This window comes from Paraburkholderia sp. BL17N1 (assembly GCF_003634175.1).
In the GTDB taxonomy this organism is placed as follows: Bacteria; Pseudomonadota; Gammaproteobacteria; order Burkholderiales; family Burkholderiaceae; genus Paraburkholderia.
The window spans coordinates 721,467-734,403 of record NZ_RBIW01000001.1 but is presented as its reverse complement, the minus strand read 5'-3'; the positions used below and the strand labels follow the sequence as shown (position 1 = coordinate 734,403).

Here is a 12,937-nt window from a genome sequence, read left to right as displayed (position 1 = left end):
TCCTAATATTTGGGGCGGTGCTGGTTTGCAGCATGTGTTTCATTTTACGCCGATCGCCCGCGGGCCGGCGCTGCAGCCGGCCCGCGCTTCTATAATGGCGGCGACTTCATGATGCGCGCAATATGGATAAACGCGGTGCTTCGATAGGCTGCTTCGGACCATGGCGGATTGCGTAGCGCATCGTCACTGAATGCATGGGAGAAAGCATGGGCAACCGTTTGAGCAAGATCGCGACCCGCACGGGCGACGACGGCACCACCGGTCTCGGCGACGGCAGCCGTGTGCGCAAAGACAGCGCGCGGATTGCCGCGATCGGCGACGTGGACGAACTCAACTCGAACCTCGGCGTGCTGCTGTGTGAAAGCTTGCCGGACAACGTGCGGGCGGCGCTCTTAGCGATCCAGCATGATCTATTCGACCTTGGCGGCGAACTGTGCATTCCTGGCCACACGATGATCACCGACCGGCACCTCGCCCAACTCGACGACTGGCTTGCCGACTACAACGCAGCTCTGCCGCCGCTGAAGGAGTTCATTCTGCCCGGCGGCTCGCGCGCGGCCTCGCTCGCGCATGTGTGCCGCACCGTATGCCGCCGTGCCGAACGGGCGATTGTTGCGTTGGGTGAGCACGAGACCATCGACGCCGCGCCGCGTCAGTATGTGAACCGGCTTTCCGATCTGCTGTTCGTGCTCGCGCGCGTACTCAATCGTGCGGACGGCGGCACCGACGTGCTTTGGCAACACGAGCGCAACGCTGGCTAAAGACCTGCCCGTGGCAATACACGTATGACCGCGCGATGACGCATGCAGCGTCACGCGCATGACGAGCCCGACACGTTAGCCGACCGCCAGCGTGACCGGCTTGCCAATCCGGCTCATCATTTCCACCAGCGTGTCGATGGTGAACTTGGTCGTCTTCTTGTTGACCACGTCGGACACGCGCGGGCGCGACACCATCAGAATCTCAGCCGCCTCGGCCTGCTTCAGATGATGCTGCTCAATCCACGTGGACAGTTCTGTCATGAGCTGTTCCTTGAGCAGCCGCGTGTCGTTGATCTGCTTTTGCGACGCGGCGTGCAGGCGCTTTGCCTCTTCAGCGGAAAAGCCGAGTTCGAGGAACAGATTGGCGCCCGGCTTGGTGACGTGACGAATTTTGGTGTCGATCGTCATTGTTAAGTTTTCCTATCGTTAATGATGGCGCGATACCGCGTTTCGGCGATCTTCCTGTCGTGCGGACCCAGCTTTTGCGTCTTCTTCTGGAAGCAATGCAGCACGTATAGCGCTTCCACAAACTTGGTCACGTACATGACGCGAAAAATACCGTCTGCTTCCCTGAGGCGAATCTCGCGCGTTCCTGGGCCGATCGAGTCAAACGGTTTCCAGTCGTCTGGGTCGAGGCCTGCCTGAATCTTGCCGAGTTGGAACCCGGCTTGACGGCGCATCTCTTCGGGAAAGGTGAGTAAATCGTGATAGCTGGAGCCTAGCCAGCGAACTTCTTTTTCCTGCTCCATAGCCGCCTTTCATGTACAAAATCTTATACGTAACATTCACCCCGGTCAAGTCGTATTCGACCCGGCCATGAGTTGTTACGGTACAGAGGCGGTTAAAGGAGCACCATTCGTCCGTTCGGCTAACAAAAAACCCGGCTCATCCATCGAGCCGGGTTTTCCGGTGTATCCACTGCTGCAATCAACGCGGGCTTTTAGTTGCCGCTGCCGCGTGCCACACGGCGTTGCTTGACTGCGTCGGCGAGGCCTTCGAGTACGGCAACGCTTTCGTCCCAGCCGATGCACGCGTCGGTGATGCTCTGGCCGTACGTCAGCGCGCAGCCTTCCTGCAGATCCTGGCGGCCCGCCACCAGATGCGATTCCACCATCACGCCGACAATCCGTTCGTCACCCGAAGCAATCTGGCGGCCGATATCCGCGCACACCGGAATCTGGTTCTCGTGCTTCTTCGAGCTGTTCGCGTGGCTCGCGTCGATCATCAGACGCGCGGCAAGTCCTGCCTTGCCGATGTCAGCGCACGCGGCGTTGACGCTGTCCGCGTCGTAGTTCGGCGTCTTGCCGCCACGCAGAATGATGTGGCAATCCTCATTGCCCGCGGTCGAGACGATCGCCGAGTGGCCGCCCTTGGTGACCGACAGGAAATGGTGCGGCTGCGAAGCGGCCTTGATTGCGTCGACGGCGATCTTCACATTGCCGTCCGTGCCGTTCTTGAAGCCGACCGGGCACGACAGGCCCGAAGCCAGTTCGCGATGCACTTGCGATTCGGTGGTGCGCGCGCCGATCGCACCCCACGAGATCAGATCGGCAATGTACTGCGGGCTGATCATGTCGAGGTATTCGGTGCCGGCCGGCAGGCCGAGTTCGTTGATGCGCAGCAGCAGCTCGCGCGCGGTGCGCAGGCCGTCGTTGATCTTGAAACTGTTGTCCATGTGCGGGTCGTTGATGAGACCTTTCCAGCCCACGGTAGTGCGCGGCTTTTCGAAGTACACGCGCATCACGATTTCGAGTTCGCCGGCGAAGCGCTTGCGCTGTTCGATCAGACGCCCCGCGTATTCCATCGCCGCTTTCGTGTCGTGGATCGAGCATGGCCCGATGATCACGATCAGCCGGTCTTCCATGCCATGCAGAATGCGATGCATCGCGGTGCGCGAGTTGTAGATCACATCGGACACCGTTTCGTCGCAAGCGAATTCACGGATCAGGTGAGCCGGCGGCGTGAGTTCTTTCAATTCGCGGATGCGGACATCGTCGGTGTTGTGCGGGGGCATCTTGTTCTCCAATCGGTTCGTAGCGTGGTCGCGCGGGCAATCAGGTTTGCGATGAAGCAGCAATGCCAGAGCGGACGATCATCAAATTAAAGTTTCAAAGGCATGAGGCGAAAAAAAACCGCCAGGCTGGCTGGCGGTTTTTCGGGAATTCTCGGTGTCCTGCGTGCACTAACACCCCTCTCGATCCGCCAGCGGTCTGAGATGCCAAAAAAAGTAAAAATAAAACTTGGCGGACATGACGAATGAGGTCGCAGGTCAAAAAGGGTGAGTGACTTTATAACCCGGGCAGGCGGCGCTTGCAAGCTGCGGGGTGCAAAAATGCGGAAAATCCGCATACTTCGCGCGATGTGTGCACGAAGTATGCGTTAGCTGCGAATTCAGGCGGTACCGCCCACGGTCATCTTCTCAATGCGCAGCGTAGGTTGGCCGACGCCCACCGGCACGCTTTGGCCTTCCTTGCCGCACACGCCGACGCCCGAATCGAGCTTCATGTCGTTGCCGATCATGGTCACGTATTTCAGCGACTCCGGGCCGCTGCCGATCAGCGTCGCGCCCTTCACCGGGTACGTGACCTTGCCGTTTTCGATCATGTACGCCTCGGAGGCCGAGAACACGAACTTGCCGTTGGTGATGTCGACCTGGCCGCCGCCGAAGTTCACCGCATACAGACCGTTCTTCACGGAGGCGAGGATTTCCTGCGGATCCTTGTCGCCGTTCAGCATGTACGTATTGGTCATACGCGGCATCGGCAACGCCGCGTAGGACTCACGGCGAGCATTGCCTGTGACCGGCATCTTCATCAGACGCGCGTTCAGCGTGTCCTGGATGTAGCCCTTCAGGATGCCGTCTTCGATCAGCGTGGTGCACTGGGTCGGATTGCCTTCGTCGTCGATATTGAGCGAGCCGCGGCGATTCGGCAGCGTGCCGTCATCCACCACGGTGACGCCCTTGGCCGCGACCTGCTCGCCGATGCGCCCCGCGAATGCCGACGAACCCTTGCGGTTGAAGTCGCCTTCCAGACCGTGGCCGATCGCCTCATGCAGCAGCACGCCGGGCCAGCCCGGTCCAAGCACGACGGTCATCGCGCCAGCCGGAGCCGGCCGAGCGTCGAGGTTCACCAGCGCCGCATGGACTGCGTCGTCCACATAGCCAGACAGGATGTCGTCGGTGAAATAGCCGTAGTCGAAGCGGCCACCGCCGCCGCCGCTGCCGATTTCGCGGCGGCCGTTCTGTTCGGCGATCACGGTGACCGACACGCGCACCAGCGGACGAATATCGGCCGCGAAGCCGCCGTCGCTGCGCGCGACCAGCACCACGTCGTATTCACCGGCGAGGCCGGCCATGACTTGCTGGATGCGCGGATCGCGGCCGCGCGCCATCTTTTCGATGCGCTCGAGCAGTTTGACCTTCGCGGTTGCGTCGAGCGAATGCAGCGGATCGGCCGGCAGGTACAGATCGCGTCCCGCAATGCCGGTCAGCGACGACGCCACCTTGATCTTCTGCTTGCCGCCACCGGCCTTGCCGATCGCGCGCGTGGCGATGGCCGCCTGGCGGATCGCTTCGGGCGACAGGTCGTCCGAATAGGCGAAAGCCGTGCGGTCGCCCGACACGGCGCGCACACCGACGCCCTGGTCGATGCTGAAGCTGCCGGATTTCACAATGCCTTCTTCGAGACTCCACGCTTCACTGCGCGTGTACTGGAAGTACAGGTCCGCGTAATCGATCTTGTGCGTGAAGATTTCGGCGAGCGTGCGGGTGAGCAGGGCTTCGTCGAGACCGTAGGGCGTCAGGAGGATGTCCTTGGCGGTGGCGAGATTACGGATACCGGGTTCGATGATGTTCATGCGAAGTATGTTCTGCTCGATACGAAGGATTCGGTTAGCGCCTCTGTCACACACTATATGAGTCGGGGGCGCCGCAGTTTCAATGTCACGCGAAAGGTTGGATCAACTGAGCACGCGATGACGCCAGGCTGGCAAACTCTGTCGCACTTCGTCGATCCGCGCACGCTCGAGATTGCCGGCGACCACGCCTGCGCCCTCGTCGCGCACCGCGACGATTTCGCCCCAAGGGTCGATCAGCATGCTATGACCCCACGTGCGGCGGCCATTTTCATGTTTGCCGCCTTGCGCCGCGGCCAGCACGTAACACTGGTTTTCGACCGCGCGGGCGCGCAGCAGCATCTCCCAATGCGCGCGGCCGGTGGTGTAAGTGAACGCCGACGGCACCACGATCAGCGCGCAGTCGCCCATGCGCCGGTACAGCTCCGGAAAGCGCAGATCGTAGCAGACCGACAGACCGACGCGGCCGAACGGCGCCTCGAAGGTGCGAACCTCGCCGCCGGGGCAGATGGTGCGCGCCTCGTCGAACGACTCCTCGCCCTTTTCGAAGTTGAACAGATGGATCTTGTCGTAACGCGCGGCCTCGTTGCCCTGCGGGTCGAACACCAGCGTGGTGTTCAGCACGCGCGAGGCTTCGGGCGACATCAACGGCAGCGTGCCGCCGATCACCCAGACCTGGTGGCGGCGCGCGGCGTCGGCGAGAAAGCGCTGGATGGGACCGTCCTGATAGGGCTCGCGCACGGCCAGCTTGTCCGTGTCCTTGAAGCCCATGAAGCAGAAGTATTCAGGCAGCAGGACGAGTTGCGCACCGTCGGCGGCGGCTTCGGCGATGAGGCGCCCGGCTTCGGCCAGATTGCGCTCGCGATCCGGTGTGCTCACCATTTGCAGCGCCGCGACACGGAAAGCGCTTTCCAGAGAACCGCTGGAGACGGTTGAAGAGACGTGTGTTTCGCTCATGAGCGTTTCGAAAAACTCCCGGCAAGACGGCGGCGCGAACCGCTGACGCCGCATACGTCGTTCAAGGCTGGCTAGGGCCGCCGGCGCGCCACGGCGCCCGTCCAACCAAACAAAGGGCCGGATACAGGCTCAGTTCGCCTCCACGGTCGAAGCCGGAGCGTCCATCTTACCGCGATCGCCCTTCACCCGCTCAACGTGCGGTTTCGACCACGAACCGGTGATGGCGTAGTCGCGCGCGAACGCATGCGAGACGGTCTGGCTAAAGGCAACATCGGCCACCAGCGCGCCCAGCCCGAGCAGCGGATTGATGACCGCCGCCGCGATTACGCCGGCGCCGGCGCTGATGGTCGGTACGACATGCACGCGCAGATCCTGGGTCTCCTGAGCGAGATCGACCGAGCCTTTCATCTCGGCGCGCGCCGGCGCGGTCACCAACTCGAAGTTCTCGGTGCGGCCAATGCCGTTGCGAATCTGCGCGGTGCCGGTGACATGCTCGAACGGCAAGCCTTCGCCGATCACGTCGTGGAAATTCAGCGTCGCGAAGCGAGCGAGGCTTTGCAGGCTGAGCACGCCCAGCAGCTTGGCGACGCCTGGATCGACCTTGAGAATCTGACCGTGGCGCAGATCGACGGCCAGATTTCCGTTGAAGGTCGGATAGTCGATCCTGGTCGGGCCGCCTTGCCACACCACCTTGCCCGACAGCGAGCCGGCGCCTGCCTTGAGCGTGCGCGGTTGACCGAAGCGCTCGAGCAACGCGCCGGCGTCCTTGATGTCGAGCTTGAAATCGAACACGGTGCGGCGCGGCGTGGCTTCACCGGCGCTGTTGCCGAGTTCGGTCGAAGTACGCCAGTTCGCGGTGGCGGTGAGCGTCGCGGCGGAGTTCGTGATGTCGAGCTTGTCGAGTTGCCAGACCGGCACGCCGTCTTCGTCGAAGTTGTGCGCGTCGACTTCGAGGCGGCCGATGTTGCGGTCGCGCACGATCAACTCGTTGACCACCAGATCGATAGACGGCATGTTCTGCGCCGGCGCCGAGATCGCCTGGCCGAGCAGGTCCTTGTCGGTGGCCGACGGAATCACCAGGCGGGCGAAGCGCGCCTGCAGCGTGCCCGGCGATTCTTTCGTCGCGCCCGGCAGCCACGACACGTGGCCCGACACCTGGTTCGAAGCGATGTTCGCCTGCCACGTGCGGTCCGCATGCGACGCGCCGACGATCACACTGTCCCAGTGGCGCTTAAGCAGCGTCAGTGTGCCGACGTGCAGCGCGAACCGGCTCGGCAGGAATTGTGTGACGGTCGGGTTCGGCGCGACCGGCGTCGCCGCAGCGGGAGCGGGCGCTTCTTTACTGCGCATCTGTGCGATCAGCGCGCGCCAGGCGTCCGCATCGAATGTGTCCAGATCGACGGCGGCGATCACGCCTTCGGACGGCAAGTCGGCCGGTTTGTTGACGCCGACCGCGCCGCGCACGACTGTCGGCGCGGTTTTCGGCTGATAACGCAGCAGATAGGTAGCGGCGACCGGGCCGAAGGTGAGATCGGCGCGCTGCAGTCCCGCTTCGCCCGGCGTGGCGGACGGGCTGACGGCGAAACGCAGCGGCATTGGCGTGCCGACCGGCTTGTTGAACGGCGCGGGGAAGTCGAGCGCGAGGCCGGTCAGATCGGAGTTCGCTCTCACTTCGGGCAGCCGTCCTTTGGCGCCGCGCACGTTGAGCGCATAAGGCGCGCTGCCGCTCATGCGCGTCAGCACCTGCGCGGCCGGGCCATGCAGGTTGAGGCCGCGCGCCGCGTCGACGGCGATATGGCCGCCCAGGTCGAGCGCATAGGTGCCGTCCTGCTTCAAGCCGCCGTTCGCATGCAAGTCGCCGCCGAGGAATTGCCCGGAGAGCCGGTCCACCTGTGCCGTGTGCTCGGTGAAATGCACCTTCCCCTTGAGTTGCGACAGCGGCGGCGCATTGTCGACGCTCAAGCGGTTGTTCTGAAAGCCGACCGCGCCCTCCACGGCAACGTGCGGCTTCGGCGTGCGCGGCACCGTGAGCTGCAGCGCCAGAGACGCCGGCCCTTCGGCGCGCACCTTTTCGGTTTCATGCTTCGCCATGATGCCGAGCGAACTGGCATTCACATAGTCGAGCATGTCGGCGAGCGGGCCGTGGGCATCGCCCTTGATGACGAGGCTCGACGCTCTGGTGCCGAGATCGTCGATCCTGCCGCTGACGCCCATCAGCGCGACCTGCTTGTAATGCGCCCGGTCGATGTCGAAGCGCAGCACGTTCTGCTTGAGCTCGAACACGCCGTCGATGCCGTCGAGCGCCGGCCACACGTTCGGCGTGCCATTCCTCATCTTGCGCGGCGGGAAGGGCGTCGGATCGAACTTGCCGCCCTTGAACGGCGCAACGATATGGAACAGCCCGGCGTCCGGATCGCGCGAGTAAGGGAACTTGGTCAGATCGCCGTGAATCTCGATGGTCGCGCCGTGCGATATACCGGCCTGCAAGCCGTGGCCGAGATAGATGCGCAGCTTCTCGCTAATGCTGGTGGGCAGATAGCGGACGATACGTGTCACCTGCGCGCGCTGGAAGTCGGCTTTCAGATCGAGCGAGCCGCGTCCGTGGCCGGGATTGCTGTAGTTTGCGGAGGCGGTGGCCGCGACGTCGGCGTTCGAGACGCCGAAATCGGCCAGCTCCACGGTGAAGGCCGGGCGGTTTTCGCCCGGCTTCTTCGGCGTGATGGTCCAGTCGGCGCGGCCATGCAGATGGTCGAGCTTCAACCGCGGATCGTCGAACACGCCAGGCAGGGTGATGGCCACATTGGAGGTGTCGAGCAGAGCGGTGCCGCGGGTCTCGTCGGCATCCACCTTGCCCCACAGATTCTCGATGCCGGGAATGCCTGCGCGCGGGTGGTTCCGCGGCGTCAGCCCCGGCGGCGGTTCCTGAGCGGCGACGCTGATGCCCTGTAGATCGCCCTTGAAACGATAATGCTCGATCGGTTCGGCGCCGCTCGGGTGACGGTCGCTGCCTGCTTCGCCGGATTCCGGCTTGCCGCGCTCGACTTCGATCACATAGTTGGCGACCAGACCGCGCGGACTGAAACGCACGAGATTGTTCAGCTGGCGTCGCGGCAGCGGCAACGCGCGGCTGAATTCGGCGAGGATGCCCAGGTCGACGCGGTCGCCGCTCACGCTGACGAGTTGCCCGTGCTGCTGCGAGGCGGTCCGGTAGCGCCCATTGAGCGTGGCGAACGCAAGCGTGCGGGTGAGCGGCGTGCCGTCGTCGAGCGGCGGCTGGCCGAGTTCGGCACGCAGATCGGTCAGTTGCAGTTTGTAGTCACCCTGGTCGGCTTCGAGACGCCACGAAAAATTGGCAACGGGCACCAGCAGCTTCGGCTGGGTCGGACGCACTCGCAGGGCGACGTCGGTGCCGGCAAGTTGGCCGCCCGCCGACGTCATGCGGCCGTCGGCGAAGTCGATCCAGATGGCGTTGTCGATACGGCCGGCAAACGTCTCGATCGGGAAATTGACGTAGCGCGCGAGCGTCGGCAGATCGACCGGGCCAGTCGACACGTACACCTGGCCGGTCCAGTTGATCGGCTTGCCGATCGCGGAGAGCGGCGCGTGTTTGAAGCGCGTGCGGAAATCGAGCGGGCCGTGCAGGACCTGGCCGTCGGCAGGTGCCTGCAGCGCGAGCCGGTGATCGTAGCCGTCGTTGAGGATCGCGATGCGGATGTCGCGCAGCGCCAGTTCCGGCGCGTCGTGTTGCGCATCGCGCCAGCGCAGCGCGCCGCCGCGCACTACGATCGCCTGCTGACGCAGCAGCCAGGTGGATAACGTATCGTTGCCGCTGTGACGAGTCGGCACCGGCACGCCCGCCACCGAGAGCACGCCGTCGCTGCTGCGCGACACCAGCACGTCCGGCTGATCGACAATCAGACTGGAGAGCGCGGGATGAAACTGCCAGAGCGACCGCCACGAGAGCGTGGCGGTGGCGTGCGGGATCGTCAGCGCGGCTTTGCCTTCGTGATCGCGGATTACCAGGTCGGTGACGTCGAGGCCCGGCTGGAAGCCGCTCCAGTGGGGCGCGAGCTTGCCGATGGTGAATTGCGTACGCAGCTTTTCGGAAACGGTCGCTTCGATGCGCGGCCGGAATGAGTCCACGCGCGGCAGCACCACATAGCGCAAGCCGAGCAACAGACCCATCGCAATGAAGTACAGGACGAGCGCGAGCACGAGAACCACGTGCAGGATCCGACGCAGCACGACGTGGTCGCTTCCGCTCACAGGCCGGACCTGCACGGTTTCGTGCGGGTCGGCGGATTCGTTTCGCTCGGACATGCTGCGGCGGGTGGGCGTATGGTAGTTTTGCGAATTAACGACGAAATGTAACACACGGGAAAGCGTAGGCGGACCTCCTGCAAACCCTGTCTGCATGCCGTCTTGCGACTTGCAAGAGGTGGCCGCGACCACCGCAACCGTGTACTACTGCGAATTGAACCACGCTGATCAAGCAACGAGCGAGCCAGACCTTTGATGACTGACGCCACTCTCCTGAGTTCCAACTATTCACACTACGCGGCGCGCGCTGCGGCTGCCCGTCCGCAACTCGTGGCGCGGGTCGCGGCGCTTGCGTCCGAGCCGCTGACGCGCGAGCGTATCGATGCCCGTTTCGACGCTTTGTGCGCCGAGGCGGCGGGCGCAACCGACGCGCCGCTAAGCGAAGATGCACTCAAACGGGCCTTGCGCCAATTGCGCACCGAGGTCTTTTGCGCCGTGATGGAGCGTGATCTGGCGGGCGAGGCGGATGTTGCGGAAGTGACCGGCGCGATGACCGACCTCGCGGAGACGACGATCCAGCGCGCGCTCGCCGTCCTGTCGGCGGAACTTGAAACGCTATACGGCGAGCCGCGCGGGCCGCAAGGCGAACGGCTCTCGCTCGGCGTGGTGGGCATGGGCAAGCTCGGCGGGCGCGAACTGAACGTCTCGTCCGATATCGACCTGATCTTCATTTATGAAGAGGACGGCGAGACCGCGGGCGGCCAGCGTTCGCCGATCGCCACGCAGGACTTTTTCACACGCCTCGGCAAGCGCCTGATCGGCGCCCTCGCCGAAATAACCGGCGACGGCTACGTGTTTCGGGTCGATATGCGGCTGCGGCCGAACGGCGACTCCGGGCCGCTCGTGTGCAGTCTCGGCATGCTCGAAGAGTATTTCTACGTGCAAGGCCGAGAGTGGGAGCGCTACGCGTGGATCAAAGGGCGCCTCGTGTCCGAAGGCGCGAGCGATGCGGCGCAACGGCTGCAGAAGCAGCTCGACGCGATCGTCACGCCGTTCGTCTACCGCCGCTATCTCGACTTCGGCGTGATCAGCGCGATTCGCGCGCTGCATCTGCAGATTCGCCAGGAGGCGCAGCGGCGCGCGTCGATGCGGCCCGACAAGGCCGACGACATCAAGCTCGGGCGGGGCGGCATCCGCGAAATCGAATTCAGCGCGCAGGTGTTCCAGTTGATCCGTGGCGGCCAGGACGCCGGCTTCCGCGTGCGGCCGACACTGGCGGTGCTGCGTCACGCGGCCACGCATGGGCTGCTCGATACGTCGGTCTGCGTGAAGCTCTCGCAGGCGTATCGTTTCCTGCGCGAACTCGAGCACCGGCTGCAATACCGCAACGACGCGCAGACCCATGCGATGCCGGTCGATCCGGAGGAACGTTCGGCGCTCGCCCACGCGATGGGCTGCGACGACTACGCCTCACTAATGACGAAGCTGGACGCCCATCGCGAATTCGTCGAACAGCAGTTCGACCAGATTTTCGCCGACAAAGTGAACGGCCGCGATGGCTGTGGCGCGCCCGAAGACGGCGCCGCCGCATGGGTCTGGAGCAGCGCGCTCGCCGACGACAGCGCCGACGAAGCTCTGCGGGCGCGCCTCGTCGAACTTGGCGTGGCCGAGCCGGGCGAACTGCTCGCGCGGCTGCGCGCGATCTGGCAGTCGTCGCGTTACGCGGGGCTTGCCGAGCGCAGCCGGCAACGTTTCGACATCGTCGCGCAACGGGCGCTCGAAGCCGCTCGCACGTTGGAGCCTGCGGAGCGCCGCGCCGATACGGTGGCGCGCTTCTTCGATTTGCTGGAAGCGGTGAGCCGGCGCGGCGCGTATCTCGCCCTGCTGACTGAATATCCGCAAGCGCTGCATCGTGTGCTGTCAGTGCTCGGCGCTTCGCGTTGGGCGGCGGGCTATCTGATCCGCCATCCGCAATTGCTGGACGAATTGCTGGACGACGAAGCGATCAATAGTCCGTTCGACTGGCCCGAGTTCAAGCGCACGCTGCGCCTGCGTCTGGCCGCGGCCGACGGCGTCGAGCAGCAGATGGATCTGCTACGTCATGCCCACCAGGCCGAGGTGTTTCGCATTCTGTTAATCGATCTGGCCGGCAAGCTGAGTGTCGAGCACGTAAGCGACCGGCTGTCCGAACTCGCCGACGCCGTGCTCGACGTCACGCTCCAGGCCGTCTGGAACCAGTTGCCGAAACGCCACCGCGACGTGCCGCGTTTCGCGGTGATTGCGTACGGCAAGCTGGGCGGCAAGGAACTGGGTTACGCGTCCGACCTCGACCTTATCTTCCTCTACGACGACCCCGACGATGCCGCAGCCGACGTCTATTCGACCTACACCCGTCGCCTGATCACCTGGCTGACAACCGCGACCGGCGCCGGCACATTGTTCGACGTCGACTTGCGTTTGCGGCCGAACGGCGAGTCAGGTCTGCTCGTCACGGATCTGGACGCATTCCGCCGTTACCAGTTGCGCGAGGGCGACGCGGCCAATACGGCGTGGGTCTGGGAGCACCAGGCGTTGAGCCGCGCGCGTTACTGCGCGGGCGACGCCGAGATCGGCGCCAAGTTCGAGGCGATCCGCGAGCAGGTGCTGACCACGCCGCGCGAAGCGGCGCCGCTCATGAAGGAGATCGTCGAGATGCGCGCGCGCGTCGAAGCCGGGCATCTGAACCACACGGCGCTGTTCGACCTGAAGCACGATAGCGGCGGGATGGTGGATATCGAATTCACCGTGCAGTACTGGGTGTTGTTGCACGCGGCGAGCGATCCCGAACTGATCCGCAATACCGGCAACATTGCGTTGCTGCGGGAAGTGTCGCGCTTCGGCCTGATGAGCGAGGCGGAAGCGGAGACGGTCGGCGCGGCGTATCGCACTTACCGCAAGTTGCAGCACCAGCTGCGGCTGGATGGGATGGAAAAGGCGCGGGTCGAGCCGGCGCTGGTGGCTAAGGAGCGCGAAGCGGTGCTGGGCTTGTGGAAACGCGTGTTTGGGTGACGGTTGATTCGACGTTCGCAGTTTGCGCGAGCGGATTGTGCAGCTCGATGCTTCGG

8 protein-coding genes are annotated in these 12,937 nt (G+C 64.1%); 2 read left to right on the top strand and 6 right to left on the bottom strand.

Annotated elements, in window-relative coordinates:
- Window positions 1-206: 206 nt before the first annotated feature.
- The gene (locus B0G82_RS03160) at window positions 207-761 is read left to right on the top strand and encodes a cob(I)yrinic acid a,c-diamide adenosyltransferase (protein ID WP_121306622.1); all 555 of its coding nucleotides are present in this window, start codon (window positions 207-209) and stop codon (window positions 759-761) included.
- A gap of 75 nt (window positions 762-836) precedes the next feature.
- Here the strand turns inward: B0G82_RS03160 and B0G82_RS03155 are convergent, their stop codons facing one another.
- The 6 genes from B0G82_RS03155 to B0G82_RS03130 all read right to left on the bottom strand — a co-directional run bounded on the left by B0G82_RS03155 (window position 837) and on the right by B0G82_RS03130 (window position 9,893).
- Window positions 837-1,169 carry an XRE family transcriptional regulator gene (locus B0G82_RS03155; RefSeq protein ID WP_116142847.1) on the bottom strand — a complete coding sequence of 111 codons (333 nt, stop codon included), beginning with the start codon at window positions 1,167-1,169 and terminating at the stop codon, window positions 837-839.
- A 2-nt stretch (window positions 1,170-1,171) separates the two neighbouring features.
- Window positions 1,172-1,510, bottom strand: coding sequence for a type II toxin-antitoxin system RelE/ParE family toxin (locus B0G82_RS03150; RefSeq protein WP_121306621.1), 339 nt, complete (start codon window positions 1,508-1,510; stop codon window positions 1,172-1,174).
- Window positions 1,511-1,701: 191 nt separating this feature from the next.
- Entirely contained in the window at window positions 1,702-2,775 is a 1,074-nt protein-coding gene (gene aroG, locus B0G82_RS03145) for a 3-deoxy-7-phosphoheptulonate synthase AroG (RefSeq protein ID WP_012431785.1), read from the bottom strand.
- A 377-nt stretch (window positions 2,776-3,152) separates the two neighbouring features.
- Window positions 3,153-4,619: a metalloprotease TldD gene (gene tldD / locus B0G82_RS03140; RefSeq protein WP_106284500.1), complete on the bottom strand. Its 1,467-nt coding sequence runs from the start codon at window positions 4,617-4,619 to the stop codon at window positions 3,153-3,155.
- A gap of 102 nt (window positions 4,620-4,721) precedes the next feature.
- Window positions 4,722-5,573 carry a carbon-nitrogen hydrolase family protein gene (locus B0G82_RS03135; protein WP_106284499.1) on the bottom strand — a complete coding sequence of 284 codons (852 nt, stop codon included), beginning with the start codon at window positions 5,571-5,573 and terminating at the stop codon, window positions 4,722-4,724.
- Between the two features lie 129 nt (window positions 5,574-5,702).
- Window positions 5,703-9,893 carry a YhdP family protein gene (locus tag B0G82_RS03130; RefSeq protein WP_121306620.1) on the bottom strand — a complete coding sequence of 1,397 codons (4,191 nt, stop codon included), beginning with the start codon at window positions 9,891-9,893 and terminating at the stop codon, window positions 5,703-5,705.
- A gap of 195 nt (window positions 9,894-10,088) precedes the next feature.
- On the opposite strand from B0G82_RS03130, the gene glnE reads away from it, so the two are divergent.
- Window positions 10,089-12,881, top strand: a complete 2,793-nt coding sequence (gene glnE / locus B0G82_RS03125) for a bifunctional [glutamate--ammonia ligase]-adenylyl-L-tyrosine phosphorylase/[glutamate--ammonia-ligase] adenylyltransferase (RefSeq protein ID WP_116142843.1) — start codon at window positions 10,089-10,091, stop codon at window positions 12,879-12,881.
- Window positions 12,882-12,937: the final 56 nt, after the last annotated feature.